Below are 26,285 nucleotides of genomic sequence, written 5' to 3' on the forward strand. Positions count from 1 at the left end.
GTGCGATTTTCCGACCGTCGGATCGCGCGTGCCCCCTCCCTTTCCGGCGCCGAGGATGCATCCTCGCCTCATGGCCACTGCGCAAGAGACGCACGAGTACCCCGGTGAGCTGAACGACGTCCCCGGCTGGTTCTGGCCGCTCGACCAGGTGCTGTTCTCCTGGTTCCTGGAGCGGCAGGAGCGGCTGGACACCCGCGGCGACCTGCTGGAACTGGGCGCCTACCTGGGCAAGAGCGCGATCCTGCTCGGGCACCGGCTGCGGGACGGCGAGACGCTCACCGTCTGCGACCTGTTCGGGGCCGAGCCCCCGGACGCGGCCAACCGGGCGGAGGCGGCCAAGTCGTACTCCTCGCTCACCCGCCAGGCCTTCGAACGGAACTACCTCTCTTTCCACGACACCCTGCCGACGATCATCCAGGCACCCAGCTCCGCGGTGGTCGACGAGGTCGCGCCGGGCAGCTGCCGCTTCGTCCACATCGACGCCTCGCACCTGTACGAGCACGTCGAGGGCGACATCGGCGCGGCCAGGGAGCTGCTGGGGCCCGACGGCATCGTCGTCCTGGACGACTTCCGCAGCGAGCACACCCCCGGCGTCGCCGTCGCGGCCTGGGAGGCGGTGCTCAACCGCGGGCTGCGCCCGGTCTGCCTGAGCACCCAGAAGCTGTACGGCACCTGGGGCGATCCGGAGCCGGTGCGCGAGGAGCTGCTGGCGGCGCTGCGCGGGCGCGACGACATCTCCGTGACCGTGGAGCGGGCCGCCGGGCACCAGCTGGTGCGCACCCGCGCCAAGGGCAAGCGGCTGCGGCCGCCCTCGCTGCCGGCCTCCCGGCACCCGGCGCCCGGGCCGGTCCTCGGGGCGGGCCGGGCACAGGCCGCCGCGGCCGTGCCCGCCCCGGCCCCGCAGGCCCGCCCGGTGGCGCGGCCGGCCCGGCCGTCCACCCCGCGGGACCGCACCCGGCGGCTCGCCCTGGACCTGCTGCCACCGCTGGTCACGCGGGCGGTGCGCCGGTACCGGGCGGCGCGGCGGGCGGCGGCGGGCAGGGCCCCGGGGACGGCTCAGTCGAGGCCGTAGGACGCCGCGACGCCCGCGATCACCAGGGCCAGCGACTCCTCGAAGTGCCGGTCGTAGTCCGTGAAGATCTCCGCGCCCGCCGCGGCCGTCAGGGGGTAGGCGGCCAGCAGGCGGGCGCGTTCGTCCACGTCGAAGCCCTCCCGGCGCTCGCCGGGCACGGGCTCGACGCCCTGTTCCTCGGTGACGAAACCGAGCGTGAACAGATACGTCGTGGTGGCCGCCCGGACCGCCTGGGCGAGGGTGAGCCCGGTGGCGGTGAGCAGCCTGAGGGTCTCCTCCATCTGCTCGGCGTGCACCGCGCCGGTGAAGCGTGAACCGCTGAACACCCTGGCGCCGTCGCGGTAGGCGAGCAGGGACGCGCGCAGCCCGCGGTTGGCCTTGAGCAGCCGCTCCCGCCAGGTGTCGGCCGGGTCGAGGGGGGTCCCGGCGACCATCCGCCGGTACATCTCGGTGGCCATCTCGTCGAGCAGCGCCTGCTTGTCCTTGAAGTGCCAGTAGAGGGCGGGCGCCTTGACGTCCAGCTCCCGCGCGATGGTGCGCAGGGTCAGGCCGTCCAGACCGACCTCGTTCAGCAGCTTCAGCGCCGTGTCCGCGACCCGTCGGCGGTCGAGGGGGGCGCGTCGTTCCGTACTCACACTTGACAGCTTAACGACGTTAAGGCCATCCTCGAACCCGGACGGCACTTAACAAAGTTAAGGAGACTTGTCGTGAATGTCGCTGATGCAGCGGAAACGCAGGTTCTGATCGTCGGCGCGGGCCCCACCGGCCTCGCCCTCGGGGTCGACCTGGCCCGGCGCGGGGTGGACGCGCTGGTCCTGGAGGCCGCGGGGCAGCTGTTCCCGGGCTCGCGGGGCAAGGGCTTCCAGCCCCGCACCATGGAGGTCTTCGACGACCTCGGCGTCCTGGACGCCATCCACGCGGTGGGCGGCCCCTACCCGATCGGCATGATCTGGAAGGACGGCGAGCGGGTCGGCGAGCACCACATGTTCGAGCCGGCCGAGCCGAGCGAGGACTCGCCGTACAACAGGTCGTGGATGGTGCCGCAGTGGCGCACGCAGGAAGTCCTGGCGGACCGCCTCGCGGAGCTGGGCGGCGAGGTCGCCTTCCACCACGAGGTCGTCGGTGTCACGCAGGACGCGGCGGGCGTGACCGCACACCTCTCCTCGGGCCGGACCATACGCGCCCGCTACCTGGTCGCGGCGGACGGCGGCCGGTCGGCGGTGCGCCGCGCGCTGGGCATCGGCATGACCGGCGAGGACGTCGACCCGAACCCGACGCTGGTGGCGGACGTGCGGATCAGCGGCCTGGACCGCGACAACTGGCACGTCTTCCCCCCGCGCGAGGGCGCCGGCTTCCTCGCCGTCTGCCCCCTGGCCGGCACCGAGGACTTCCAGGTGATGGCGCGGTTCGAGGAGGGCGCCACGGTGGACACCTCCCCGGACGGCGTCCGCAAGACCGTCGCGGAGCGCTCGCACATCGCCGCCGAGGACGTGACCGAGGTCCGCTGGGCCTCCGACTTCCGGCCGCGCGCGGCGCTGGCCGACCGCTTCCGCGCCGGCCGGGTGTTCATCGCCGGCGACGCCGCGCACGTGCACTCCCCCGCGGGAGGTCAGGGGCTGAACACCAGCATCCAGGACGCCTACAACCTGGGCTGGAAGCTGGACGCGGTACTGAAGGCGAGTGCCCCGGCCGCGCTCCTGGACAGCTACGAGGAGGAACGGCGCCCGATCGCCGCGGACATGCTCAACCTGTCGACCGCCGTGCACCGCGGCGAGGTGCGGCGCGGCAGGGCGACCCGGCAGCTGGGGATCGGGTACCGGGACTCGTCGCTCACGGTGGAGACACGGGGCACCGTCGGCGAGGACGCGGTGCGGGCCGGGGACCGCGCACCCGACGGCCGGGTGGACGGCGTACGGCTCTTCGACGCCTTCCGGGGGCCGCACTGGACGCTGCTGGCGCTGGGCGTCGAGGCGCCCGGCAGTGGCGTGGGCGCGGCGGTACGGGTGGTGCAGGGAGGCCCGCACGGGGCGTACGGGACGGGGCTGTTCCTCGTACGCCCGGACGGGTACGTCGGGTGGGCCTCGGACACGCCGGAGGGCCTCGACGCCTACCTGGGCCGGTTCGGGCTGGGCGCCTGAGGCCCGAACCCGGTCACGCGTGCCCTCAGAAGGCGTCCGAGGGCACGTACGTCCCCCAGACCTCCCGCAGCGCGTTGCACACCTCGCCGACCGTCGCCCGGGCCCGCAGCGCGTCCTTCATCGGGTACAGGACGTTGTCCTCGCCCTCGGCGGCCTTCTTCAGGGCCGCCAGTGCCGAGTCCACCGTCTGCTGGTCGCGCTCGGCGCGGAGCTTGGCCAGCCGCTCGGCCTGCTGGGCCTCGATGGCCGGGTCGACGCGCAGCGGCTCGTAGGGCTCCTCCTCGTCGAGCTGGAAGCGGTTGACGCCGACCACGACCCGCTCGCCGGAGTCGGTCTCCTGGGCGATGCGGTAGGCCGAGCGCTCGATCTCGTTCTTCTGGAAGCCGTGCTCGATGGCGTTGACGGCGCCGCCGAGGTCCTCCACCTTGCCCATCAGCTCCAGCGCGGCCGCCTCGACGTCGTCGGTCATCTTCTCGACGACGTAGGAGCCGGCGAACGGGTCGACGGTCGCCGTCACGTCCGTCTCGTAGGCGAGGACCTGCTGGGTGCGCAGGGCCAGGCGGGCGGACTTGTCGGTGGGCAGCGCGATGGCCTCGTCGAAGGAGTTGGTGTGCAGCGACTGCGTGCCGCCGAGGACCGCGCCCAGGCCCTGCACGGCGACGCGGACCAGGTTCACCTCGGGCTGCTGGGCGGTCAGCTGCACACCCGCGGTCTGGGTGTGGAAGCGCAGCATCAGCGACTTGGGGTTCTTCGCGCCGAACTCCTCCTTCATCACCCGCGCCCAGATCCGGCGGGCCGCCCGGAACTTGGCGACCTCCTCCAGGATCGTCGTGCGGGCCACGAAGAAGAAGGAGAGACGGGGCGCGAAGTCGTCGACGTCCATGCCGGCCGCGACCGCGGTGCGCACGTACTCGATGCCGTCGGCGAGGGTGAACGCGATCTCCTGCGCGGGCGAGGCACCGGCCTCGGCCATGTGGTAGCCGGAGATCGAGATGGTGTTCCACTTCGGGATCTCGGCCCTGCAGTACTTGAAGATGTCCGCGATCAGGCGGAGGGAGGGCTTGGGCGGGAAGATGTACGTGCCCCGCGCGATGTACTCCTTCAGCACGTCGTTCTGGATCGTGCCGGTGAGCTTGTCCGCGCTCACGCCCTGCTCCTCGGCGACGAGTTGGTAGAGCAGGAGCAGCAGGGCGGCCGGCGCGTTGATCGTCATCGACGTGGAGACCTTGTCCAGCGGGATCCCGCCGAACAGCACCCGCATGTCGTCGATGGAGTCGATGGCGACGCCGACCTTGCCGACCTCGCCGCTCGCGATCGGCGCGTCGGAGTCGTGGCCCATCTGGGTGGGCAGGTCGAAGGCGACCGACAGGCCCATCGTGCCGTTGGCGATCAGCTGCTGGTAGCGGGCGTTGGACTCGGTCGCCGTGCCGAAACCGGCGTACTGGCGCATCGTCCAGGGCCGCCCGGTGTACATCGACGGGTACACGCCCCGGGTGAAGGGGTACGACCCGGGCTCGCCCAGCTTCTCGGCCGGGTCCCAGTCCGCCAGGGAGTCGGGCCCGTAGACCGGTTCGATGGGCAGCCCGGACTCGGACTCACGCGTCATGGTGTGATGCCTCCCGCTGAGCACATGTTCGACACACTCGAACTACCCGTCATTAGTCGCCGATACAGACCGACACTGCGACGGACTGTATCCGCGCGCGTGCGCCCGGTGGAGAGGCGCACGCTGGGACCTTCCTCACAACCTCGGTGCGGCCCCGGTCACAACGATGCCGCGCCGTTCGCGAGGCGTCATCCGCGGGAACAACTCAAGGGGACGCCGGTGCGGGGCCGGGGGACGACGGGGGGCCGGGATGCGCGGGACGGGCACGGGGAGCACGGGACGGACGGTCGCCGTCGCGCTGGGGGCCGTGCTGGTGGCGGGCGGCTGCACCGTGCAGGGCACGGGCCCGGACGGCAGGGGGCACGCGCCGGTGCGCATAGACGTCACCACCGGGGCCCCGTCGAAGAGCCCGGCGCCCCGGGACCGCCGGTCGCCCAGCGCGCCCTCGCCCCGCCCGGAGCCCGCCCGGGTGCTGTGGGAGCGGGGCGACACCGGCCGGGACGTCCGTGAACTGCAGGCCAGGCTGCGTCAGGTCGAGTGGCTCGTGGACGGGCCGACCGGGACGTACGACGACCTGACCGAGCGCGCGGTGCGCGGCTTCCAGGGCAAGCGCGGACTGCCGCGGACCGGCCGGACGGACACCGTCACCTGGCGGCGGCTGCTCGGGATGTCGCACGAGCCGGGCAGGTGGGAGCTGTATCTGATGGGCGGCCAGCCCGCCGCCGCGCCCGACCCGCGCTGCACGACGGGCCGGGTGCTGTGCGTCAGCAAGTCGAGCCGGACGCTGCGCTGGATGGTCGACGGGCGGACCGTGTCCACGATGTCCGTGCGCTTCGGCTCGCAGTACACGCCGACCCGGGAGGGCGTCTTCCACGTCTACTGGAAGTCCCGCCACCACGTCTCGACGCTCTACGACTCGGCCATGCCGTACGCGATGTTCTTCAGCGGCGGCCAGGCCGTGCACTACTCCTACGACTTCGCGGCCCGCGGCTACGCCGGTGCCTCGCACGGCTGTGTCAACGTGCGCGACGAGGCGGCGATCGCGGACCTGTACGCGCAGGTGAGGAACGGCGACAAGGTCGTCGTGTACTGGTGAGGCGGCGAGCGGCACCCCCGCCGGACGGTGAAGGGGCGCGGACGGGACCGGGGGAACGTGTCCCGCCCGCGCCGAGGTGCACGAGCCGCAGGTACGGGGGGAACCCCGGCTCGGTGCGGAAGCCGATGACCAGTCGGCTCACTCATTACTGCGTCACGGCGGCCGAAAGTGTCACACCCCCGGCGGAAGAAACCTCGCCGCCCATGAAAGCGCAGGTCAGACGGTGCTCGCGGCGGACGACGCGTCGGGCTGGGGCGGCCGGGACTCACGGCCGGAGGAGGCGTGCGGGTCGCGGGGGCGGTACGGGTGGGCGGGGTGCTGGGGAGCGCGGCCGGGCGTGGCTATGTCGGGGTCGGCGTCGTCGGCGTCGTCACCGCTGCCGCCGTCGCCGTCGTCCTGGTCCCCGTCGTCGCCCTTCTTCCCGCTGTTGCCCTTGCCGTTCTTGTCGCCCTTACCGCTCTTGTCCTTCTTTTCCTTCTTGCTCTTCTTGTCGCTCTCGCCGTTCTTCTCGCCCTGGCCGTCGCCGTCGCCCGAGTCCCTGCGCGGCTCGCCCTCGCGGGCCGGGTCCGCCGCGTCGCCGTGGTCGCCGCCGTCCCGGCCGCCGCCGGCGGTCCCGGCGAGGAGGGTGGCGCAGTACTTCGCGACCCGTGCCGCGCCCCCGGCCGCCTCCTTCAGCGCGCGCCGGTGGGCGGTGTCGAGTTCCTTGCCGGCGCGCACCGTGCGGCAGGACGCGGCGAGGCCCGACCGCTGTCCGGCAGAGCCGCCCCGGTCGGGGTCGTCGGCGTCGTCGCCGTCCCGCGGCGTGGTGCCGCCGTCGGGCGTGCCCGGGGCGGTGCCGGGTACCGACCCGCCCCGCAGGCCCTCCAGCGGCGAGGGCGGGGCGGAGGGGCGGCCCGGGGAGACCGCGGCCGAGACGGTGGCGGCGGGTTCCGGTTCGCCGCGGTCGAAGGGGGTCGGCAGCACTCCGGTTCCGGCCGCCGCGGCCACGCCGCCGATCATGCCGACGGTCAGCGCGGCGGCCAGCCCGAGGCGCAGGGGGCGGCTCCGGCGCGGACGCCGGGCGCCCTCGCCGCGCGGGCCGATGCGGACCAGCCCGGCCTCGGCGGCCCGGCCGGCGGCACCCTGCCCGAGGGCGGCCCGGGCCGCCGCGCACGCGTCGGCCCGCTCGGCGCCCACCTTGCGGAAGGCGGCCAACGCGGCGGCCTCGCCGGGCAGTTCCTCGCCGGTCGGCGCCGGTGGGGCGGAGAGCGCGGCCAGCGCCACGACGAGGCGCGCGGCCCGGTCGCGGGCCGCGGGGTCGAGACCCTCCAGTGGCTCTCCGCGCAGCAGGAGCTCCGCCGTTTCGCGGTCCAGCCACTTGTCCTGCTCGTCGGCCATCACATGTCCTTCTGCGTCCGCGCACGCGTATGCGTCACACTCGCGGACGTCACCGCACGGCCGTGCGGTTCTCGCTGCGGGGGCAGGGCGTCGAGCCCGCCGCCGGATTCCGGATCGCCGCCGAGCAGCTCGGCCAGCCGCTTCAGGCCGCGGTGCGCCGCCGTGCGCACGGCGCCCGGCCGCTTGCCCAGGGTCTCGGCGGCGCTCTTGGCGTCCAGGCCCATCACCACGCGCAGGACGACCGCCTCGGCCTGGTCCTGGGGCAGCCGGGCGATGAGGGAGAGGGCGCTGCCGGTGGCCAGTGCCTCCATCGCCTCGCCCGCGGTGTCGGACTCCGCGGGCTTGCCCGTCAGCTCCGTCTCGTCGCCGCCGATCACCGGCCGGCGGCCGCGCATCCGGATGTGGTCCAGCGCGCGGTTACGGGCGATGCGGGCGGCCCAGCCGCGGAAGCGGTCGGCGTCGCCGTCGAAGCGTTCCAGGTCGCGGGCTATCTGGAGCCAGGCCTCGGAGGCCACGTCCTCGGCGTCGTGGTCGCCGACGAGCGTGCGCACGTATCCCAGCAGCCGCGGCTGCACGGCGCGGTACACGGTCCGGAACGCGCTCTCGTCCCCGTCCTGTGCCGCACGCACCGCGGCGGTCAGCTCCGCGTCGTCCCCCAGCACCGAGAAGCCTTTCTGCGCCTGAGCCGGCGCCGCTCTCGCGGACCTGGTCCTCGCCGTCGTGGTCACTCGATCGATGGTCGGTCGCGGCGGTCTCCCGCGACCCGTCGCGGGAGCGAGCCCCCCGCTGCATCGGCGCGAATGGCACGTTACGTCTTGAAACCGCCACTCGTCCATGTCCCTCTCGCATTGCCGTACAAGATGCAACTAACCCGTGACGCGGTGAGGTGTGACAGAAAACGCAGCCGCGGCGCTGAAGGGAGTACGGGCCGCCGCGCGGCCCGTGCCGCGCGACGGCCGGGGCCTCTCCTGTGGGGGGTGGCGGCCCCGGCCGTTGCCTTGGCCACCGCGGTCGTCCCTGGTGAGGGCCTATGGGCGGTTCCCGTCCGGGACCTGCGCCGCGGCGCTGCCGCCGTCACCGGCCTCCGGAACGACGTCTCCTGCGCCCACGCCGCCGTCGCCGACGCTTCCCTCTCCGACGAGCCCGTCGGCGCCGGTCCCCGCGCCGGCGCCCTCCGTGCCGGAGCCCTCCGCCCCGCCGTTCCCCGCGTCACTCCCGCCGGAGCCGTTCCCGGCACCGGTCGACGGTCCCGGCCCGGCCGGGAGGCCGAGTTGCTCGGCGCAGTAGGCCTTGACCTGCTCCGCACCGCCCGCCGCCACGACCAGCCGCTGCCAGGCCGCGGCGTCCAGCACCTTGCCGTGGCCCGCCAGCCGCTCGTGGGCGCGGCACTGGGCCTCGGTGTCCCGACCCGCGTCCTGGCGGTCCGGCGGCGTGATGACACGGGGCGGCGCGGAGGTCCCCGGGGACGTGGAGACTCGCGGGGGCGCGGGGGCCGGGGTGCCGGGACCGGGGGTACTGCCCGGTGGGGTGGCGACCGGCCGGACCGAGGCGGCGTCGGAGGCGGCGGGCGGGCGGGTCCGGTCCGGGCCGCCGTCGTCCGCGGTGGCGCCGCCGCCCCCGCCCATGGCCGCGTAGGCGACCCCGCCCAGGGTGAGGCTCGCCAGCAGGACGGACAGGGCCGTCCTCAGCGTGCGGCCGGGGTGTCGCCCGTCGCGCGGCCGCCAGTCGTCCCGCCGCCGGGTGCGCGCGGCACGGGCCGGTTGCGCCTCGCGGGCGGCCCGGAAGGCGGCCAGGGCGCGGCGCTCGCCCTCGGCGTCCGCGCCCTTGGCCCGCAGCGCCGCGGCGAGCAGCGCCTCCGTGCCGGGCAGGCCGCCGGGGACGGGCCGGGGACCGGCGTCGCGGCCGTCGCCCGCCCCGTGCCGTGCGCCGCCCATGCCCGTCTCCGCTCCCGCTCGGTCTCCGGGGCCGCCGCCCTCGGCGCCCCTCATGTCGACTCCCCCAGCGTCCGGGGACCGTCATCCGTCACACCGTCGGCCCCCAGCTGCCGTGCCAGCCGCTTCAGCCCCCGGTACGTCGCCGTACGCACCGCGCCCGGCCGCTTGCCCAGCACGCGCGCGGCGGCGGGTCCGTCGAGACCGACGACGACCCGCAGCAGGACGGCCTCGGCCTGGTCCCGCGGCAGCGTCGCGACCAGGGCGAGCGCGGCCCCGGTGGAGAGCGTCTCCAGGGCCTGGTCGTGCGTGCTGTGCGGGCCCGGCAGGTCCAGCACGTCCTGCTCCAGCGCCGTGGGCCGGGGCCGCACCTTCTGGCGGCGCAGGTGGTCCAGGGCCCGGTGCCGGGCGATGGTCGCCGTCCAGCCCCGGAAGCCCGCCCCGTCGCCCTTGAAACGCCCCAGGTCACGGGCTATCTCCAGCCAGGCGTCCGCCGCTACGTCCTCGGCGTCGTCCCCGACCAGCCCGCGCACGTAGCCCAGCAGCCCCGGCTGCACGAGCCGGTAGGCGACCGCGAAGGCGGCCTCGTCACCTTGCTGGGCCCGCGCGACGGCCGCGCCCAGTTCCCCGTCGTGCGCCTGTACGCGGCGGGGTTCCCCTCGCTGGCCCAAGAACCGTCCTCGTCCGTACCGAGTCGTGCGCGCGCTCGGGTGAGCCCGCCCCCCACGGTCATCAGCGTCGCGGCGCACAGAAGTGTCACAGGGACGCGGCCGTCGCGTCCCGGCACAGCAGGCGCAGCGACCCGTCTCCGGCGAAGCAGCGGCGGGCCTCGTCGATCGGGTCCCACAGACGCCCGTCCGGGGTGCGGACCCAGTGGTCGCCGCCGGTCGCCCACCACTCGCCGCCCGCCTGCCGCACGATCACCTCCCCGGCGTACGCGCCGAGTCCGCGCAGCGCGGTCTCCACGGCGGCGTACGGCGGCCGCTCGCGCCGGATGCCGTCGATCACCCGGTCCACGCGCCACAGGCTCTGCGCCGAGTAGTCCAGGCGCAGCCTCGCGCCCTCGCGCATCGTGGCCACCGCGTCCGCCGCCCACCGCACCGGCTTGGCGGCGGCCGACGGCCGGGTCTGCTGCGGACTCGCCGTCCCGCTCGTCCGTCCGCTCGTCACTCCGCTGGTCAATCCGCTGGTCACAGTCGTCACATGGGCTATAGCGCCGTGCGCCGGGCGCGTGTCACAGGGGGGAGCCGGTGGTTCCGCAACCGGCGCAGGACCGCCCCACCTCCGCCACGTCCCGCGCACCGCCGCCGCGCGTTCCCCGCACGACGGGCACAGGAGCGCCGGTGCCGCCGGCCTCGGGTCAGCCCCGGCCGCGGGCCCGGCGGGAGACCACCGCGCGCAGCACGCGGCGCCCCTCCGTGGAGACCTCCAGGGCCGGACGCAGCCCGGCCGCGCCGTGACCGGCGAGCAGTTCCAGGACGCCGATCTGGCGGCGCAGTTCGGCAGCGACGAGCGGTGGCAGTCCCTCCGCGCCGGCGTCGCGCGGGACATCGGCCGCCGGGGCCGGGTCCGCCGCCGGGTCGAGCAGCCGGTGGATGCGGAGCGAGGCGACGGAACAGGCGTCGGCCCAGGTCCGCAGCGCCGGTCCGGCGCACTCGGCGGGCGCCGCCGTGAGCATGCGGCGGGCCAGGACCACGGCCTCGTCCTCGCCGGTGGCGTCGGGGCCGGCGAGCTTGTCCCGCACCTGCGTCAGCTCCTGCGCCCAGTCGCGGCCCGCCGCGTCGCCGGTGCCGTCGGCGAGGGTCGCCCACAGGGGCCTGAGGGCCTCGTCGTCACCGTCGAGCAGCGGGACGCAGCGATCCAAACAAGCCAGTCCGCTCGCGGCGAGTCCGCGTGCGTCGGCCCGCGCGATCAGTTCCACCAGGCTCATCGGACGCCTCCCTGTTCCGGCCGCTTCGCCCCGCTCACCACCACGGAGCCCGCACTGCCCCTTACTGCGTGCGACGGACCGGGAGTGTCACAGCGGTACGACGCCCAGCCGGTCGAGGAACCGGAAGAAGAGGGTTTCGGCCACCGGCCCGTCGGCGAGGCCCGCGTCGCGAGACGCATCGCGATCCGCGTCGCGGTCGATGTCCCGGTCCGCATCGCGATCCGCGTCGCGGTCGATGTCCCGGTCCGCATCGCGATCCGCGTCGCGGTCGATGTCCCGGTCCGTGTCGCGGTCCCCGTCGGGACCGCCGTCCGGGGCCGCCGCCGGGTCGTCCGACAGCACCGCGGCCAGTTCGCCCGCGCTCGCGACCCGCCCCGCCTCGGCGGCCCAGGCGACGGCGCGCTCGGCGGCGTCCCGGGGGTCCAGGAAGTAGTCCTCCAGGGTGAGCCCGTCCCGCTCGGCGCCCAGGTACCCGGCCATGGCGGTCCGCGCCAGGCAGGTCGTCCACGCCCCGCTGTCGGGCGCCGCCGCCTCCACGACCACGCAGTCGCTGTCCATCACGTATCCGAACAGCGCGGGTGCGCCGGTCTGCCCGGCCAGGTCGTTCATGTTGCCGACGTCGCCGTCGCCGCCCGCGAACTCCCACACCTGCCAGCCGTCCGGCGCGGTCTGGCGCAGGGTCATGTCCGCGGCGCCGGACAGCGCCTCCAGTTCCGCGAGCGGCCGCTCGGCGCGGCCGACGACGAAGTACCCCCAGTAGCCCATGTCCCGGTTCCCCCCGGCGTGTCGGTTCGGCTCGGTCAAAAGACCACCACAGCCGTACGGGAGTTCGCAGCAGGATCGGTCAATCGGCGCGCCGCGAACGGGACGTGCCGGTGTGCCGGTGTGCCGGTGTGCCCGTGAGGTCCGGAGTCAGTCGAGCCGGTTCGCCAGCGACTCGAAGTCGGCCCAGGACAGCTCGGGTTTGCCGGGGTCCCACAGCTTCTGGACCGTCGCCGCCAGCGGCAGCCGGATGCCCTCGGCGACCTGGGCCTGGGTCTGGGCGTTCGGGAAGTCGCCCCAGACGGCGAAGCTGCCGCCGAGTATCTGGTCGTCGTACTTGGCGTCGACGGCGGTGGTGCCGCGCAGGACGCGCGGGGTCCACTGCTCGTAGATGCGCTGGCCGGTCGGGTAGACGAAGGTCTGCGGCTGCCCGAGCACGTAGTAGAGGAACTCGTCGTTGTAGTTGAGGACCTGGCGGCCCTCGCTCAGGTACTCCGTCGGCGGGCGGGCGCCGATCTCCTTGCCGGTCCAGTAGGCGACCTTGATGTCCTTGAGCGGCTCGACGGACGTGTCCTTGAAGAAGCCGTCGTTCCAGGCCCGCGGGGTGCGGTCGTGGGCCATGACCGTCTTGGCGCGGCCGTTGAGCCAGCCGGTGGTGAGGTCGGCGACGGTGCCGTCGGAGCCGTAGGCCTTGCGGGCGGCGGCGGCCAGTGTCGGGTAGGACGCTTCCGGGTCCGGCACCACGAGCGCCTGGTACTCGTCGGCGCCCAGGTGGAACTGGGAGCCGGGGAAGAGGTCGGCGTACTCGTCCAGCAGGTCGTCGACGATCTCCGCGGCCTCCGGCTTGGAGATGTCGATGGCGCCGCGGGTGGCCGTGCCCTGCGCGTTGCGCAGCTGGAGGTCGGGGTGCGCGGCGATCACGGCGCCGAGGTGGCCCGGCGAGTCGATCTCGGGGACGACGGTGATGTGGCGCGAGGCGGCGAGATCGATGATCTCCTTCATCTCGGCCTTGGTCAGGTGCTCGTCCGAGACGATCTCGGGGTGCGAGTCGGACTCGATGCGGAAGGCCTGGTCGTCGGAGAAGTGCAGGCCCAGCTCGTTGAACTTGAGGTCGCCCAGCTCGCGTATCCGGTCCTTGATCCAGTCGGCTGTGTAGTGCTTGCGGGCGATGTCGAGCGAGAAGCCGCGCTTCGGCTTGGCCGGCTCGTCCTTCACCACGCCCTCCGGCGCGGTGCCGCCGCCGTCCACCGCCTGCTTCAGGGTGCGGGTGCCGTAGTAGACGCCGGCCTCGGCGGGCCCGGTGACGGTGACCCGGCCGTCGCGCACGGTCATGGTGTACGACTCCGGGTTCGCGCCCTTGTCGGCCTTGACGTCGAGCAGCAGGTCCCCGGCGCGCTCGTCGTCCTTCTCCCCGGCGTACGTCATGCCCAGGTCGCCGGCGATCTGCTTGCCCTCGTCGGCGAGGCCGGCGTCGGCGACGACGACCCGGTTCCCCTTCTCGGGCTGCCAGCCGGGGCCGCGGGCCGCGGTGTGCTCGCGCACGGCGGGTATGGTGCGCGGCGCCTTGGACAGCGGGTAGGACCTGCTGGGGCTGGGGGCGGCCGCCTCACCGGTGGACGCCCGGGCCGCCGAACCCTGCGGGCCGTCGCCGTCGCCGTCGGTGGCCCACAGACCCACTCCGACGCCGAGCGCGGCGACCACCGCGCCGGCGATCACGGCCCGCTGCCTCACTCTGTGCGCCGGTATCCGGCCTCTGTGCTGGCTCACAGCGCCAACCTAGGGCCGCCGTTGCCGTCATGCGTCCACCACATGTTCTGAAACTCTCCCGTTCGGGTGAAATTCGGGCATCGGACGGACACGCGTTGCCGTCACTCGATAACGTGACGCCACATCTTTCGCACAATCCCCTGCCGACACACACGTGAAGCCCACGAGGACCCACGCTGCCTGCGCACCGTCTCCCAGACCTCCCCCGCCGAGTGGCCATACCGGTACCGGTGCAAACACGCGCCACACCGGCAACGGCCACCCCGCTGGAGCGCTTCAACACGGCCACCGCCGCCGAGGCCGCCCAGACCCTCCTCGCCTGCCTGCACAGCCGCGCCTGGGCCCACCGCCTCGTCGCCCACCGCCCCTACCCGGACCTCCCCGCCCTCCTGGCGGCAGCGGACGAGGCGGCCTACGACCTCTCCCCGGACGACCTGACCGAGGCCCTGTCCGCGGAGACGCTGCCCACCCTCCCCGACGACACCTACGCGGCGGCCCACACGGCCCTGAGTGCGGCCCACGCCGCCTACGAGTCCCGCTTCGGACACGTGTTCGTCATCTGCCTGGACGGCCTCTCCCCGGACGAGACCCTGAACCACGTCCTGACCGCCATCCGGTCACGTTTGAACAACGACCCGGACGAAGAACGCCTGGTTGCGGCAGAGGAACTCCGCCGACTGGCAAGAACGCGGCTGACCAGCACCCTCTGAGGGGCGCGGGGAACTGCGCGACCAGCCACCCACGACCCGCACCCGGCAAACCACACCAAACCCCACCCCCGTAACCGCCGCCCGCTCAAACCCACTGCTCCTTTGAGTGCAAGTTTGATCACAACGGCAGGCCCCCCGTAAGCGCCGCAGGCAACCGTCGCTACCATGCTGGGGGCCGGTGGACCGTACCCGGCCGGGCCCGACCGACAAGGAAAGCCGGCGCGGCCCCGAACCCCGCTCCCGGAGGAAATTTCCGTGCCGGCTGGAACGCTGTACCGCGGCCGGGAAGGAATGTGGTCCTGGGTGGCTCACCGAGTCACCGGCGTCCTCATCTTCTTCTTCCTGTTCGTTCACGTGCTGGACACCGCTCTCGTGCGGGTGTCCCCCGAGGCCTACGACACCGTCGTGGCCACGTACAAGACGCCGATCGTCGCGCTGCTGGAGTACGGCCTCGTCGCCGCCATCCTCTTCCACGCGCTCAACGGCCTGCGTGTCATCGCCGTCGACTTCTGGGTCAAGGGCGCCCGCTACCAGAAGCAGATGCTCTGGACCGTCGTCGCCCTGTGGGTCGTGCTGATGCTCGGGGCGATCTACCCCGTCCTCGGCCACGCCGCTCGTGAACTGTTCGGGAGCTGACGCCAATGTCCACGACTGAATCCCCCGCTTCCGGGATCGGCCCCGTCGAGGGCGCCTCCCTCTACACGGTCGACAACCCGGCGCCGCTCATCGAGGCGCCCCGCGCCCGCACGAAGAAGACCCCGAAGTCCACCCGGGGCAACTTCGAGATGGCCGCCTGGCTCTTCATGCGCCTGTCCGGCGTCGTGCTGGTCGTCCTGGTCCTCGGCCACCTGCTGATCCAGCTGGTGCTCGACGGCGGTGTCTCGAAGATCGGCTTCGCCTTCGTGGCCGGCCGCTGGGCCTCGCCGTTCTGGCAGGTCTGGGACCTGCTGATGCTCTGGCTGGCGATGCTGCACGGCGCGAACGGCCTGCGCACGGTCATCAACGACTACGCGGAGCGCCCCAACACCCGGCTGTGGCTCAAGGGCCTGCTCTACACCGCCACGGTGTTCACCATCCTGCTGGGCACGCTGGTGATCTTCACCTTCGACCCGAACATCCGCTAGGCACGGGGCTGCGAAAATCATGAAGGTACACAAGTACGACACCGTCATCGTCGGCGCCGGTGGCGCCGGCATGCGCGCGGCCATCGAGTCGACCAAGCGCAGCCGCACCGCCGTGCTGACGAAGCTCTACCCCACCCGCTCCCACACGGGCGCCGCGCAGGGCGGCATGGCCGCCGCGCTGGCCAACGTGGAGGAGGACAACTGGGAGTGGCACACCTTCGACACGGTCAAGGGCGGTGACTACCTGGTCGACCAGGACGCCGCCGAGATCCTGGCGAAGGAGGCCATCGACTCGGTCCTCGACCTGGAGAAGATGGGCCTGCCGTTCAACCGGACCCCGGACGGCACCATCGACCAGCGCCGCTTCGGCGGGCACAGCCGCAACCACGGCGAGGCCCCGGTCCGCCGCTCCTGCTACGCGGCCGACCGCACCGGTCACATGATCCTCCAGACGCTGTACCAGAACTGCGTGAAGGAGGGCGTGGAGTTCTTCAACGAGTTCTACGTCCTGGACCAGCTGATCACCGAGGTCGACGGCGTCAAGAAGTCGGCCGGTGTGGTGGCCTACGAGCTGGCGACCGGCGAGATCCACGTCTTCCAGGCGAAGTCCGTGATCTACGCCTCCGGCGGCACCGGCAAGTTCTTCAAGGTGACCTCCAACGCGCACACGCTCACCGGTGACGGCCAGGCGGCCGTGTACCGGCGCGGGCTGCCGCTGGAGGACATGGAGTTCTTCCAGTTCCACCCGACCGGCATCTGGCGCATGGGCATCCTGCTGACGGAGGGCGCCCGCGGTGAGGGCGGCATCCTGCGCAACAAGGACGGCGAGCGCTTCATGGAGAAGTACGCGCCGGTCATGAAGGACCTCGCCTCGCGTGACGTCGTCTCGCGCTCCATCTACACGGAGATCCGCGAGGGCCGCGGCTGCGGTCCCGAGGGCGACCACGTCTACCTGGACCTCACCCACCTCCCGCCGGAGCAGCTGGACGCCAAGCTGCCCGACATCACGGAGTTCGCGCGGACCTACCTCGGCATCGAGCCCTACACGGACCCGATCCCGATCCAGCCGACCGCGCACTACGCCATGGGCGGCATCCCGACCAACGTCGAGGGCGAGGTGCTGGCGGACAACACCACCGTCGTGCCCGGCCTGTACGCGGCCGGCGAGGTCGCCTGCGTGTCGGTGCACGGCGCCAACCGCCTGGGCACCAACTCGCTGCTCGACATCAACGTCTTCGGCCGCCGCGCGGGCATCGCCGCCGCGGAGTACGCGCAGAAGGCGGACTTCGTCGAGCTGCCGGAGAACCCGGAGTCCCAGGTCGTCGAGCAGATCGAGCGGCTGCGCTCGTCCACCGGCACCGAGCGGGTGGCGACGATCCGCCGCGAGCTGCAGGAGTGCATGGACGCCAACGTCATGGTGTTCCGCACCGAGCAGACGATCAAGACGGCCGTCGAGAAGATCGCCGAGCTGCGCGCCCGCTACCAGAACGTGTCGATCCAGGACAAGGGACGGCGCTTCAACACCGACCTGCTGGAGGCCGTCGAGCTGGGCAACCTGCTCGACCTGGCCGAGGTGATGGCGGTGTCCGCGCTCGCCCGCAAGGAGTCGCGCGGCGGTCACTACCGCGAGGACTTCCCCAACCGCGACGACGTCAACTTCATGCGCCACACCATGGCGTACCGCGAGGTGGGCGACGACGGCACCGAGTCCATCCGGCTCGACTACAAGCCGGTCGTCCAGACCCGCTACCAGCCGATGGAGCGTAAGTACTGATGGCTACCCCTGTCATGGAGAAGAGCGACCAGGCCCCCGAGCCGGGCTTCGCCGACTCCCCCTACATCACGGTCACCTTCCGCGTCCGGCGGTTCAACCCGGAGGTCGCGGCCGAGGCGACCTGGGAAGACTTCCAGCTGGAGATCGACCCGAAGGAGCGCGTCCTCGACGCGCTGCACAAGATCAAGTGGGACCTGGACGGAAGCCTGACCTTCCGCCGCTCCTGCGCGCACGGCATCTGCGGCTCGGACGCCATGCGGATCAACGGCAAGAACCGCCTCGCCTGCAAGACGCTGATCAAGGACCTCAGCCCCGAGAAGCCGATCACGGTCGAGCCCATCAAGGGCCTGACGGTCCTCAAGGACCTGGTCGTCGACATGGAGCCGTTCTTCCAGGCGTACCGGGACGTGATGCCCTTCCTGATCACGAAGGACACCAACGAGCCGACGCGTGAACGCCTGCAGTCCGCCGAGGACCGCGAGCGCTTCGACGACACGACCAAGTGCATCCTGTGCGCCGCCTGCACGTCCTCGTGCCCGGTGTTCTGGAACGACGGCCAGTACTTCGGCCCTGCCGCGATCGTCAACGCCCACCGCTTCATCTTCGACTCGCGCGACGAGGCCGGCGAGCAGCGGCTGGAGATCCTGAACGACCGCGACGGCGTCTGGCGCTGCCGCACGACCTTCAACTGCACGGACGCCTGCCCGCGCGGCATCGAGGTCACCAAGGCCATCGCGGAGGTGAAGCGAGCGCTGATCACGCGCCGCTTCTGACTCCGTCGGTGTACGCCGGTTCACGGCTGTGAGGGCCCCGTTTCCCCTGGAAGCGGGGCCCTCTGGCATATGCCACACCATCGGGTGAACCCGTCAGCAACGGGACGTACGGGCACTCTCCAGCCCATGAGGATGGCCTCGACACCAGCCCCTAGGAGGCACGCGATGTCCGCAGCATCCGTAGAGCCGCCCCACGGCGACCTTCCGCTGATCGCGGAGGCGAACCGCCTCATGGACCGCAATCCGGGCTACCGCGTCGAGATCATCGGAGGCCAGCTCCTCGCGACCCCGCCACCGGACGGCCCGCATGCCGTAGTCCTGACCGACCTCATCCTGCCCTTCGCGGCCGCAGGCCTACACGGCCCGGAATCGAAGGTGGTCCAAGGCGTCGGACTTTGGCTGCCCACCGACGCCGAGGACTACGCGATCCCCGACCTGGCGATCGTGGACGCCGACATCGACGACCACCTCATCGAGAACAACTGCTACGACCCGGTCTGCTTCCGCCTGGTCCTGGAGGTTACCTCCAGTAACTGGAAGAACGACCTGAGAACCAAGGTCACCGCCTACGCCGCCGCCATGGTGCCCGTCTACGTGATCGTCGACCGCAAGCACCAGCGACTCCACGTCCTCACCGACCCGGACTGCGCCGACTACTACACCCACCGTGTCCACTCCCCCGGCGAGACCGTCACCCTGCCCGGCTCGCTCGGGGCCGAGGTCACGCTGGACGTCGGCGAGGTCCTTGCCGCCGGACGGCCGAAGAGCGCGCCCGACGAGGGCTGACAATCAGCCGTTCCGGGCGACGATCGTCCTAGCCTGACGCCATGTCAGATGACGAGTCGTACGAACTGCTCGGGTTCGACAACGTACTGCTGCCCGTCGGGGACCTCGGTGAGGCCGTCGGGTTCTACGAGCGGGCCGGGTTCCCGGTCGCCTACCGGCTCGACGAGGCCGGGATCGCGCTGCTGAAGGTGGGCGTCGAGACGCCCGGGCTGCTGCTGCGCGCGGAGGAGGAGTTCGGGCGGCAGCCGCCGATGTGGCCGTCCGCGCGGGTGTGGCTGGAGGTGACCGACGCCCGGGCCGCCGCCCGCGCGCTGCGGGACGCCGGGGTGCCGCCGCTCGACGAGCCGTTCCCCGTGGCCACCGGCTGGACGGTCGAGTTCGCCGACCCGTGGGGCAACGTCATCGGCCTCACGGACTACTCCAAGCGCCCGGAGCTGGGCCGCCGCCCCTGACGAGAACCCCCGCTTGAACGTGTTCAAAAACAGGTCTACAGTCAGTCCTGTCAGCGTTTTGAACGCGTTCAAGAAGGGGTGGGGCATGGACCGCACCGTCATCGCCTACGTCATCTACCTGGCCGTCAGCATCGGTCTGACCGTCTGGGTGGCCCGCACGCTCAGCCGCAACGGACGGGTCTTCCTCTCCGACGTCCTGCACGGCAACGAGAAGCTCGCGGACGCCGTCAACCACCTCCTGGTGGTCGGCTTCTACCTGGTCAACCTCGGCTTCGTCGCCCTCTACCTGAGCGACGACGAGACCATCACCGACACCCGGGGCATCTTCGAGGCGCTGTCGACCAAGCTCGGCGTGGTGCTGCTGGTGCTCGGCGTGATGCACCTGGGCAACGTGTACGTGCTCAACAAGATCCGGCGGCGCGGACTGATGGAGCAGGAGCAGGTGCCCCCGGTCCCGCCGCAGGGCTGGGTGGCCCCGACGGCCGGGGCCTGAGCCGATGGCTCCCGCTCCCGGGACGACGGCCGGCGCCCCCGTGCGCCGGCTCACCGTCCTCTACGACGCCGAGTGCGCCCTGTGCACGCATGTACGGGACTGGCTGCGGCGCCAGCCCCGGCTGGTGCCGCTGGACCTGGTCCCGGCCGCGTCCCAGGAGGCGCGCAGGCGCTTCCCCGGGCTCGACCACGGGGCCACCCTGGACGAGGTCACCGCCGTGGGCGACGCCGGGCAGGTCTACCGGGGCGCCGCCGCCTGGGTGGTCGTCCTGTGGGCGCTGCGCAGGTACCGCAGGCTCGCCCACCGGCTCAGCACGCCCAAGGGCGCCTGGCTGGCCCGGGGGGCCGTCCTGGCCGCCGCCAAGTGGCGGGGCGGGCAGCGGCAGTGGGGCGGCAACGGGTACCGCAGGGCGGACGGCTGGGTCTACGAGCCCGGCCTCGGGTGGATCTACACGGGGCCGGGCTGTGACGACGGCGCCTGCGCCACTGGATAGGCTCTGGACCCGTGCCTGCGACCCACGACGGCGCCGACGACGGTGCCCACCTCAGCAAGTCCGAGCAGACCCGCGCGCTGATCCTGGAAACGGCCATGCGGCTGTTCCAGGAACGCGGTTACGACCGGACCACGATGCGGGCCATCGCCCAGGAGGCCGGGGTCTCCGTCGGCAACGCGTACTACTACTTCGCCGGCAAGGAACACCTGATCCAGGGCTTCTACGACCGGATCGCCGCCGAGCACCGGGCGGCGGTCCGCGAGGTCCTGGCCAAGGAGACCGACCTGGAGGCACGGCTGGCGGGCGTGCTGAAGGTCTGGCTGGACATCGCCACGCCGTACCACGAGTTCGCGGTGCAGTTCTTCAAGAACGCCGCCGACCCGGACAGCCCGCTCAGTCCCTTCTCCCCGGAGTCGGAACACGCGCGCGTGGAGGCCATCGGCATCCACCGCGCGGTGCTCGCCGGGGCGAAGACCAAGGTGCCCGAGGACCTGCGGGACATCCTGCCGGAGCTGATGTGGCTCTCCCAGATGGGCCTCGTCCTGTACTGGATCTTCGACCGCACCGAGGGCCGCGAGCGCAGCTACCGCCTCGCCGAGCGCGGCGCCCGGCTCACCGCGCGGGGCGTCGTGCTGGCCCGCTTCCGGGTGCTGCGTCCCCTGGTGCGCGAGGTGCACGAGCTGTTCACGGACTTCCTGCCGGGGATGACGAAGGTGATGCCGGACCCTGCGAAGAAGCCGGCGCGGGATGCCGGTCCTCAGGCCTGACGGGACGCCAGCTGGATCACCGTGATGTCCGAGGGCGCCCCCACACGCGTGGGAGGGCCCCAGGCGCCCGCGCCACGGCTGACGTAGAGCTGGGTGTCGCCGTAGCGCTCCAGGCCCGCCAGCGTCGGGTTGGCGGCGCCCGCGATGAGGTTGCCGGGCCAGAGCTGGCCGCCGTGGGTGTGGCCGGACAGCTGGAGGTCGACGCCGTGGTCGACCGCGTCGTGGATCTGCACCGGCTGGTGGGCGAGCAGCACGCAGGCGCGGGAGCGGTCCCGGTCGCCGAGTGCCCTGTCGTAGTCGGGGCCCTGGCCCTCGTCCTCGCCCGCCACGTCGTTGACGCCGGCCAGGTCGAAGTGGGGCAGCTCGGTGCGGGCGTTCTCCAGCGGGATCAGCCCGAGCCGCCGCACCTCGGCGACCCACTGCTCGGCGCCGGAGAAGTACTCGTGGTTGCCGGTGACGAAGTACGCGCCGTGCCGGGCCTTGAGCTGGGCCAGCGGGGCGGCGGCCGGGCCGAGGTCCTTCACGCTGCCGTCGACCAGGTCGCCGACGACGGCGATCAGGTCGGGCTGGGTGGAGTTGATGGTGTCGACGACCTTCTGGGCGAAGCCCCGGCCGAGCACCGGGCCGAGGTGGATGTCGCTGACCACGGCGATGCGGAAGCCGTGCGCCGCGCGCGGGAGCCTGGCCAGCGGCACGGTGACCCGCTTCACGCTCGGGCCGTTCAGCACGCCGTACGTGCCGTAGCCGACCGTCCCCACGGCTGCCGCGGCGGCGGCACCGGCGACGACGCGGGAGACGAAGAGGCGGCGGGAGGGGAGGGCGAGGGGGCTCGTGGACGCGTCCTCGGGGCCGGGCCCCGGCGTCCCGGGCGGCTCGGGTGCCTCGGATGCCTCGGATGCCTTCGGCGGCGCCGTCCCGGCCGGTATGCGCGAGGTGTCCGCGGCCGGGGAGACCGACGGCTGCGCGTCCTCCGTGTGCCGCGCGGCCGCCCTGCGCTCCAGGAGCATCCGCAGCAGCGGCCGGACGACCTCGCCCGCGACCACCGCGAGCAGCAGGTAGATCGACAGGGCCAGCCACAGGAAGCCCGGCCAGGCGAGCACCCGCTGGAGCCAGAACGGCGCCCCCGTGCGCTCGGCGACCAGTGCGCCGACCGCCAGCAGCCAGCCCCCGGCGATCACCACCGCGCCGATCCGGCGCACGGGGCCCGGAGCGCGGGTGGTGTCGCGGAACAGGCGCCGCCACACGTACCAGTTGGCCGTCACCAGGACGCCCACCATCAGCAACGCGACCAGCACGAAGACGACCACCATGCCGTCGTATCCCCTCGGTTTGTGACGTCCTCGACGCCTATGACGTTCGGCGCAGTGCGCGCACCCCGCGCAACCCGATGACCCCGACGACCGTCCCCAATACGAAGGAGACGATCGCGAGCAGCAGGTGCACCCAGAAGTACGCCGTGGGGTCGCCGTCCTCGAAGGCGAGCCCGCTGCCGTCCTTGACCAGGTTTTTGACGAAAGTGATCCAGATGATCCAGCTCCACACCCCGAAAGCGAGCAGGAACCAGGAGACGGGGCGGCTGAGCTTCATGGTTTCAGTATCGCCGCACGGTGTCCGGAACCGTGCGCGGGGTGGGAAGACGCCGCTCCCGGACGGTACGTTTCCGCTCGTGCCCGCTCCCAAGAAGGCCCTCAGGCGAACCCTGTCGGTCACCTCCGCCGCCCTGACCGCTCTCGCCGTCCTCTCCCCGGCCGCGCTCGCCGCCCCGAGCCCGTCCACGAGTCCGTCGGCCACTCCCCCCGCGTCGATGTCGGTGGTGGGCGGCGCGCGGCTCGGCAAGCCCGGGACGCAGGCGGAGCTGGCGGGCGGGGCGCCCGTGCTGCCGAAGGACCTCACCGCCCGCTCCTGGATCGTCGCGGACGCCGAGTCGGGCGACGTGCTGGCCGCGCACAACGCGCACTGGCGGCTCGCTCCGGCGAGCACCCTGAAGATGCTGTTCGCGGACACGCTGCTGCCGAAGTGGCCGAAGACCACGAAGCACAAGGTCGAGCCCTCCGACCTCGCGGGCATCGGCTCCGGGTCCAGCCTGGTCGGCGTCAAGGAGAACGAGACGTACACCGTCCACGACCTGTGGCTCGGGGTCTTCCTGCGCTCCGGCAACGACGCGGTGCACGTGCTGTCGGCGATGAACGGCGGCGTCGAGAAGACCGTCGCGGACATGAACGCGCACGCGAAGGAGTTGCAGGCGGGCGACACCACCGTGGTCAGCCCCGACGGCTACGACATGCCCGGGCAGGTCTCCTCCGCGTACGACCTGACGCTGTTCGCCCGTTCGGGGCTGCAGAAGAAGGACTTCCGCGAGTACGCCTCGACGGTCCGGGCGAAGTTCCCGGGCGAGACCACGAAGAACAAGAAGGGCAAGACGTCCCGCGGGACCTTCGAGATCCAGAACACCAACCGGCTCCTGGCCGGTGACTCCGACGTCGAGGTCTACCCCGGCATCGCGGGCGTGAAGAACGGCAACACCACCAACGCGGGCGCCACCTTCACGGGTGTCGCCGAGCGCGACGGCCGGGTGCTGCTCGTCACCGTGATGAACCCGGCCAAGGACGAGCACAACGAGGTCTACAAGGAGACCGCCCGGCTGCTCGACTGGGGCTTCGCGGCGGCCGGGAAGGTGCGGCCGGTGGGGGAGCTGGTGGGCCCGAAGAGCGCCACCGCGGCGAGCCCCTCGGCCGAGGCCTCCGGTGAGGCCGGCGGCACCGGGAAGGGCGCCGCGGGCGCCAAGCCGGTGGCGGGCGCCCAGGCCGGGGACGGCGCGGGCGGCATCGGGGTCGCGGCCGGCATCACCGCGGGGGTGCTGGTGCTGCTCGCGGGCGGCGCGTTCCTGGTCAACCGGAAGTGGCCGCTGCCGGACCTGGTCCGTCGCCGGACCCGTCCGTGACGTCCGCGCCGCCCGGCTCCCCCAGCTCCTGCGCCTTGCTGCCCGTCGCGGTCCAGGAGGCGCAGAACAGCACCAGCTTCGCGGTGAAGTTGATCCACAGCAGCAGGGCGACGGGGACACCGAAGGCGCCGTACATGCTCTTCGCGGCGACGCCCTGGATGTAGCCGCTGAGCAGCAGCTTCAGCAGTTCGAAGCCGACCGCGCCGATCAGCGCGGCCACCACCAGGCGGCGGCGTTCGGGCTGGACGCCGGGCAGCAGGGTCAGCACGTACAGAAGCAGCAGGAAGTCGGCGAGCACGGCGACGGCGAAGGCGGCGACGTAGAGCAGGACGCCGCCGACCCCGCCCTGGGCGAGGCCGAGGGTGCGGATGATCCAGCCGACCAGCGCCGAGGCGACGGTGGAGATGCCGACGGTGATCAGCAGCGCGCCGCCGAGGCCGACCAGGACGCCCGCGTCCTTGGCCCGGTGCAGGACCGGGTTCTCCTCCTCGTCGGGCAGCTCCCAGACGGCGCGCAGACAGCCCCGGGTGGCCTCGATCCAGCCCATGCCGGTGAACAGCAGCAGCAGCGCGGAGATCACGCCGACGGTGCCGGCGTTGTCGACGAGCCCCTGGATGTCCAGTTGGTCGGAGATGCCGGGGATCTGGTCGGCGAGCTTGTCCTGGAGCTGCTCCTGCTGCTTCTTGCTGAGCGTGGCGGCGGCGACGGCGGCGGCCAGGCTCAGCAGCGGGAAGAGCGCCACGAAGCTGGTGAAGGTCATGGCGGCGGCCAGCCGGGACCACTTCACCCGGTCGAGCCGCTCGTAGGAGCGCCACGCGTGCGTGGTCATCAGTCGGGCGATCCACGGTCCCACGACGGGGAGCTTCTTCAGCCAGTCCATGTTCCGACCCTGCCCCCGCTCGTCCCGTTCCATGATCCCTTCCGGCCGTCCGCCGCGGCGCCGGACCGGAAGACCAGGGTTCTTGTGCCCCAGAACCGCAGGATCGTGCCCAGCACCATGCCGACCCCGGCGCCGGAGACCGTGTCGGCGCGCTGCGAGGTGAGGCCGAGCCCGTAGTGGCTGACGGCCAGGCAGAGCAGCTGTACGGCGGCACCGGCGGCGTTCACGGCGAAGAACACCGCGCAGGGCCGCAGGCCCCGGGGGCGGCCGAGGTGGCGGTAGGTGCCCAGCGCGTTGCCCGCGTAGGCGACCGAGCACCCGGCGACGAAGGAGAGCGTCTTGGCGGTGAGCGGGTCGAGTCCGGCGGGGCCGCGCAGGACGGTGAAGAGGCCGAGGTCGACGGCGTAGGCGAGCAGGCCGACGGAGGCGAAGCCGAGCAGTTCGCGCCGGTCGGCTACCAATTGGCCACCGCCAGGCCGTACATGGCGAGCCAGACGACGCCGATCAGCGCGAGGGCGCGGTCGCGCAGGACCACGTCCTCGGGTTCGCCCGCGGTGCCGCGGTCGGCGAAGACGGCGTAGCGCAGCACGGCCAGGACGAAGGCGACCATGGAGAGCTGGCGCCAGGGCAGCACGCTGGTGTGCGGGACGCCGCCCTCCTCCATGGCCCACAGGCAGTAGCCGAGCACGGCGACCCCGGCGGCGAGCTGCCAGACGAAGCGCAGGTAGCCGGTGGTGTACTCGGTGAGCAGGGCGCGCGTGGCGCCCTGCTTCCCGGCCATCTGGACGGCTTCGGAGTAGCGCTTGGCGGCGACCATGAACAGGGCGCCGAAGCCGGTGGTGATGAGGAACCAGCGCGACAGGGGGATGCCGAGCGCGAGTCCGCCGACCATCGCCCGCATCAGGAAGCCGGTGGTGACGACGGCGAGGTCGACGACCAGGACGTGCTTGAGGCTGACGCAGTACGCCAGTTGCATGGCCAGGTAGGCGGTCAGCAGGGCCGCGACGGGCGCGGGGCACAGCCGGGCGGCGAGGACGGGCGCGAGGACGCCCAGGACGCCTCCGACGGCGTAGGCGAGCGGCACCGGGACCTGTCCGGCGGCGACCGGGCGGTGCCGTTTGACCGGGTGGGCGCGGTCGGCCTCGGCGTCGCGGGCGTCGTTGACCAGGTAGACGGCGGCGGCGCAGGCGGTGAACAGGACGAAGACCAGGGCGAGCCGGCCCAGCGCGTGGGCGGAGAACAGCTCGCCGGCGGCGGCCGGGGCGGCGACGACCAGGACGTTCTTGATCCACTGGCGGGGGCGCGCGGTGCGCAGCAGTCCGGCCGGGACGTGTCGGGCCCGGCGCGGCGGGTCGGGCTCGCGCTGCTGTTCGGGGGCGCGTTGGCGCAGGACGGCGGTGTCGGTCACGGCGG

At 72.6% G+C, this 26,285-nt stretch carries 27 protein-coding genes and 2 pseudogenes; 14 read left to right on the plus strand and 15 right to left on the minus strand.

What is annotated here, in order from left to right:
- Nucleotides 1-70 precede the first annotated feature (70 nt).
- Nucleotides 71-1,072, plus strand: a complete 1,002-nt coding sequence (locus K7854_RS08115; RefSeq protein WP_226025694.1) for a class I SAM-dependent methyltransferase — start codon at nucleotides 71-73, stop codon at nucleotides 1,070-1,072.
- On the opposite strand, the gene K7854_RS08120 is transcribed toward K7854_RS08115, so the two are convergent.
- Nucleotides 1,057-1,707, minus strand: coding sequence for a TetR/AcrR family transcriptional regulator (locus K7854_RS08120; protein ID WP_226025695.1), 651 nt, complete (start codon nucleotides 1,705-1,707; stop codon nucleotides 1,057-1,059). The genes K7854_RS08115 and K7854_RS08120 overlap by 16 nt on opposite strands.
- A gap of 72 nt (nucleotides 1,708-1,779) precedes the next feature.
- On the opposite strand from K7854_RS08120, the gene K7854_RS08125 reads away from it, so the two are divergent.
- On the plus strand, nucleotides 1,780-3,210 hold the full coding sequence (locus tag K7854_RS08125) for an FAD-dependent oxidoreductase (protein ID WP_226025696.1): 1,431 nt from the start codon (nucleotides 1,780-1,782) through the stop codon (nucleotides 3,208-3,210).
- A 25-nt stretch (nucleotides 3,211-3,235) separates the two neighbouring features.
- On the opposite strand, the gene K7854_RS08130 is transcribed toward K7854_RS08125, so the two are convergent.
- Nucleotides 3,236-4,816, minus strand: a complete 1,581-nt coding sequence (locus K7854_RS08130; protein WP_226025697.1) for an acyl-CoA mutase large subunit family protein — start codon at nucleotides 4,814-4,816, stop codon at nucleotides 3,236-3,238.
- A 250-nt stretch (nucleotides 4,817-5,066) separates the two neighbouring features.
- Between K7854_RS08130 and K7854_RS08135 the strand changes: the two genes are divergently transcribed.
- Nucleotides 5,067-5,912 carry a L,D-transpeptidase family protein gene (locus K7854_RS08135; protein ID WP_226025698.1) on the plus strand — a complete coding sequence of 282 codons (846 nt, stop codon included), beginning with the start codon at nucleotides 5,067-5,069 and terminating at the stop codon, nucleotides 5,910-5,912.
- A 216-nt stretch (nucleotides 5,913-6,128) separates the two neighbouring features.
- Here K7854_RS08135 and K7854_RS08140 read toward each other — a convergent pair whose 3' ends face one another.
- The 8 genes and pseudogenes from K7854_RS08140 to K7854_RS08175 form a co-directional block, all read right to left on the minus strand.
- Nucleotides 6,129-7,289 (minus strand): hypothetical protein, encoded by a 1,161-nt coding sequence (locus K7854_RS08140; RefSeq protein WP_226025699.1) that lies wholly within the window; start codon nucleotides 7,287-7,289, stop codon nucleotides 6,129-6,131.
- Nucleotides 7,289-7,951, minus strand: a complete 663-nt coding sequence (locus tag K7854_RS08145; RefSeq protein ID WP_226025773.1) for an RNA polymerase sigma factor — start codon at nucleotides 7,949-7,951, stop codon at nucleotides 7,289-7,291. The genes K7854_RS08140 and K7854_RS08145 overlap by 1 nt, the downstream gene beginning before the upstream one ends.
- A 366-nt stretch (nucleotides 7,952-8,317) precedes the next feature.
- Nucleotides 8,318-9,277, minus strand: a complete 960-nt coding sequence (locus K7854_RS08150; RefSeq protein WP_226025700.1) for a hypothetical protein — start codon at nucleotides 9,275-9,277, stop codon at nucleotides 8,318-8,320.
- Complete coding sequence (locus K7854_RS08155; RefSeq protein ID WP_226025701.1) at nucleotides 9,274-9,891, minus strand: RNA polymerase sigma factor; 618 nt, start codon at nucleotides 9,889-9,891, stop codon at nucleotides 9,274-9,276. Before K7854_RS08155 ends, K7854_RS08150 begins: the two co-directional genes overlap by 4 nt.
- An 85-nt stretch (nucleotides 9,892-9,976) precedes the next feature.
- Nucleotides 9,977-10,402 carry a hypothetical protein gene (locus tag K7854_RS08160; protein WP_226025774.1) on the minus strand — a complete coding sequence of 142 codons (426 nt, stop codon included), beginning with the start codon at nucleotides 10,400-10,402 and terminating at the stop codon, nucleotides 9,977-9,979.
- Nucleotides 10,403-10,580: 178 nt separating this feature from the next.
- On the minus strand, nucleotides 10,581-11,150 hold the full coding sequence (locus tag K7854_RS08165; protein ID WP_226025702.1) for a hypothetical protein: 570 nt from the start codon (nucleotides 11,148-11,150) through the stop codon (nucleotides 10,581-10,583).
- 324 nt (nucleotides 11,151-11,474) lie between these two features.
- A pseudogene (locus K7854_RS08170) lies at nucleotides 11,475-11,915 on the minus strand (hypothetical protein); the annotation flags it as partial.
- Nucleotides 11,916-12,062: 147 nt separating this feature from the next.
- A complete protein-coding gene (locus tag K7854_RS08175) occupies nucleotides 12,063-13,628 on the minus strand; it encodes a beta-N-acetylhexosaminidase (protein WP_372481016.1) in 1,566 nt (521 codons plus the stop codon).
- 263 nt (nucleotides 13,629-13,891) lie between these two features.
- On the opposite strand from K7854_RS08175, the pseudogene K7854_RS08180 reads away from it, so the two are divergent.
- From K7854_RS08180 to K7854_RS08225, 10 genes and pseudogenes are all read left to right on the plus strand, one after another.
- A pseudogene (locus K7854_RS08180) lies at nucleotides 13,892-14,463 on the plus strand (2-oxo-4-hydroxy-4-carboxy-5-ureidoimidazoline decarboxylase).
- 181 nt (nucleotides 14,464-14,644) lie between these two features.
- Nucleotides 14,645-15,025, plus strand: coding sequence for a succinate dehydrogenase, cytochrome b556 subunit (gene sdhC, locus K7854_RS08185; RefSeq protein WP_003974113.1), 381 nt, complete (start codon nucleotides 14,645-14,647; stop codon nucleotides 15,023-15,025).
- 5 nt (nucleotides 15,026-15,030) lie between these two features.
- Nucleotides 15,031-15,513: a succinate dehydrogenase hydrophobic membrane anchor subunit gene (locus tag K7854_RS08190; protein ID WP_030145603.1), complete on the plus strand. Its 483-nt coding sequence runs from the start codon at nucleotides 15,031-15,033 to the stop codon at nucleotides 15,511-15,513.
- 19 nt (nucleotides 15,514-15,532) lie between these two features.
- Nucleotides 15,533-17,287, plus strand: a complete 1,755-nt coding sequence (sdhA, locus tag K7854_RS08195; RefSeq protein ID WP_226025704.1) for a succinate dehydrogenase flavoprotein subunit — start codon at nucleotides 15,533-15,535, stop codon at nucleotides 17,285-17,287.
- Nucleotides 17,287-18,060 (plus strand): succinate dehydrogenase iron-sulfur subunit, encoded by a 774-nt coding sequence (locus K7854_RS08200; RefSeq protein WP_052839744.1) that lies wholly within the window; start codon nucleotides 17,287-17,289, stop codon nucleotides 18,058-18,060. Before sdhA ends, K7854_RS08200 begins: the two co-directional genes overlap by 1 nt.
- 165 nt (nucleotides 18,061-18,225) lie before the next feature.
- The gene (locus K7854_RS08205; protein WP_226025705.1) at nucleotides 18,226-18,846 is read left to right on the plus strand and encodes a Uma2 family endonuclease; all 621 of its coding nucleotides are present in this window, start codon (nucleotides 18,226-18,228) and stop codon (nucleotides 18,844-18,846) included.
- A gap of 41 nt (nucleotides 18,847-18,887) precedes the next feature.
- Nucleotides 18,888-19,298, plus strand: coding sequence for a VOC family protein (locus K7854_RS08210; protein ID WP_226025706.1), 411 nt, complete (start codon nucleotides 18,888-18,890; stop codon nucleotides 19,296-19,298).
- An 85-nt stretch (nucleotides 19,299-19,383) separates the two neighbouring features.
- Nucleotides 19,384-19,791 (plus strand): hypothetical protein, encoded by a 408-nt coding sequence (locus tag K7854_RS08215; protein ID WP_226025707.1) that lies wholly within the window; start codon nucleotides 19,384-19,386, stop codon nucleotides 19,789-19,791.
- Between the two features lie 4 nt (nucleotides 19,792-19,795).
- On the plus strand, nucleotides 19,796-20,284 hold the full coding sequence (locus K7854_RS08220) for a thiol-disulfide oxidoreductase DCC family protein (RefSeq protein WP_226025708.1): 489 nt from the start codon (nucleotides 19,796-19,798) through the stop codon (nucleotides 20,282-20,284).
- 11 nt (nucleotides 20,285-20,295) lie between these two features.
- Nucleotides 20,296-21,051 (plus strand): TetR/AcrR family transcriptional regulator, encoded by a 756-nt coding sequence (locus K7854_RS08225; RefSeq protein ID WP_226025709.1) that lies wholly within the window; start codon nucleotides 20,296-20,298, stop codon nucleotides 21,049-21,051.
- On the opposite strand, the gene K7854_RS08230 is transcribed toward K7854_RS08225, so the two are convergent.
- Complete coding sequence (locus tag K7854_RS08230; protein ID WP_226025710.1) at nucleotides 21,042-22,361, minus strand: metallophosphoesterase; 1,320 nt, start codon at nucleotides 22,359-22,361, stop codon at nucleotides 21,042-21,044. The two genes, K7854_RS08225 and K7854_RS08230, sit on opposite strands and share 10 nt — an antisense overlap.
- Before the next feature lie 37 nt (nucleotides 22,362-22,398).
- On the minus strand, nucleotides 22,399-22,827 hold the full coding sequence (locus K7854_RS37965; protein ID WP_505016448.1) for an SCO4848 family membrane protein: 429 nt from the start codon (nucleotides 22,825-22,827) through the stop codon (nucleotides 22,399-22,401).
- On the opposite strand from K7854_RS37965, the gene K7854_RS08240 reads away from it, so the two are divergent.
- Nucleotides 22,718-23,992: a D-alanyl-D-alanine carboxypeptidase family protein gene (locus K7854_RS08240; protein WP_345605581.1), complete on the plus strand. Its 1,275-nt coding sequence runs from the start codon at nucleotides 22,718-22,720 to the stop codon at nucleotides 23,990-23,992. The genes K7854_RS37965 and K7854_RS08240 overlap by 110 nt on opposite strands.
- Here K7854_RS08240 and K7854_RS08245 read toward each other — a convergent pair.
- The 3 genes from K7854_RS08245 to K7854_RS08255 are packed head-to-tail and all read right to left on the minus strand — an operon-like array spanning nucleotide 23,940 to nucleotide 26,280.
- A complete protein-coding gene (locus K7854_RS08245; RefSeq protein ID WP_226025712.1) occupies nucleotides 23,940-24,872 on the minus strand; it encodes a YihY/virulence factor BrkB family protein in 933 nt (310 codons plus the stop codon). The genes K7854_RS08240 and K7854_RS08245 overlap by 53 nt on opposite strands.
- Nucleotides 24,860-25,333: a GtrA family protein gene (locus K7854_RS08250; protein ID WP_226025713.1), complete on the minus strand. Its 474-nt coding sequence runs from the start codon at nucleotides 25,331-25,333 to the stop codon at nucleotides 24,860-24,862. The genes K7854_RS08245 and K7854_RS08250 overlap by 13 nt, the downstream gene beginning before the upstream one ends.
- On the minus strand, nucleotides 25,327-26,280 hold the full coding sequence (locus tag K7854_RS08255; protein WP_226025776.1) for a decaprenyl-phosphate phosphoribosyltransferase: 954 nt from the start codon (nucleotides 26,278-26,280) through the stop codon (nucleotides 25,327-25,329). The genes K7854_RS08250 and K7854_RS08255 overlap by 7 nt, the downstream gene beginning before the upstream one ends.
- Nucleotides 26,281-26,285: the final 5 nt, after the last annotated feature.

This window comes from Streptomyces hyderabadensis (assembly GCF_020404845.1).
In the GTDB taxonomy this organism is placed as follows: domain Bacteria; phylum Actinomycetota; class Actinomycetes; order Streptomycetales; family Streptomycetaceae; genus Streptomyces; species Streptomyces hyderabadensis.

What these genes read in the sequence shown, in the direction of transcription:
- K7854_RS08115 (WP_226025694.1), top strand. Translation starts at nt 71, where the DNA reads ATGGCCACTGCGCAAGAGACGCACGAGTACCCCGGTGAGCTGAACGAC.
- K7854_RS08130 (WP_226025697.1), bottom strand. Translation starts at nt 4,816, where the DNA reads ATGACGCGTGAGTCCGAGTCCGGGCTGCCCATCGAACCGGTCTACGGG.
- K7854_RS08135 (WP_226025698.1), top strand. Translation starts at nt 5,067, where the DNA reads ATGCGCGGGACGGGCACGGGGAGCACGGGACGGACGGTCGCCGTCGCG.
- K7854_RS08140 (WP_226025699.1), bottom strand. Translation starts at nt 7,289, where the DNA reads ATGGCCGACGAGCAGGACAAGTGGCTGGACCGCGAAACGGCGGAGCTC.
- K7854_RS08150 (WP_226025700.1), bottom strand. Translation starts at nt 9,277, where the DNA reads ATGAGGGGCGCCGAGGGCGGCGGCCCCGGAGACCGAGCGGGAGCGGAG.
- K7854_RS08165 (WP_226025702.1), bottom strand. Translation starts at nt 11,150, where the DNA reads ATGAGCCTGGTGGAACTGATCGCGCGGGCCGACGCACGCGGACTCGCC.
- K7854_RS08190 (WP_030145603.1), top strand. Translation starts at nt 15,031, where the DNA reads ATGTCCACGACTGAATCCCCCGCTTCCGGGATCGGCCCCGTCGAGGGC.
- sdhA (WP_226025704.1), top strand. Translation starts at nt 15,533, where the DNA reads ATGAAGGTACACAAGTACGACACCGTCATCGTCGGCGCCGGTGGCGCC.
- K7854_RS08200 (WP_052839744.1), top strand. Translation starts at nt 17,287, where the DNA reads ATGGCTACCCCTGTCATGGAGAAGAGCGACCAGGCCCCCGAGCCGGGC.
- K7854_RS08205 (WP_226025705.1), top strand. Translation starts at nt 18,226, where the DNA reads ATGTCCGCAGCATCCGTAGAGCCGCCCCACGGCGACCTTCCGCTGATC.
- K7854_RS08210 (WP_226025706.1), top strand. Translation starts at nt 18,888, where the DNA reads ATGTCAGATGACGAGTCGTACGAACTGCTCGGGTTCGACAACGTACTG.
- K7854_RS08215 (WP_226025707.1), top strand. Translation starts at nt 19,384, where the DNA reads ATGGACCGCACCGTCATCGCCTACGTCATCTACCTGGCCGTCAGCATC.
- K7854_RS08220 (WP_226025708.1), top strand. Translation starts at nt 19,796, where the DNA reads ATGGCTCCCGCTCCCGGGACGACGGCCGGCGCCCCCGTGCGCCGGCTC.
- K7854_RS08230 (WP_226025710.1), bottom strand. Translation starts at nt 22,361, where the DNA reads ATGGTGGTCGTCTTCGTGCTGGTCGCGTTGCTGATGGTGGGCGTCCTG.
- K7854_RS08245 (WP_226025712.1), bottom strand. Translation starts at nt 24,872, where the DNA reads ATGGACTGGCTGAAGAAGCTCCCCGTCGTGGGACCGTGGATCGCCCGA.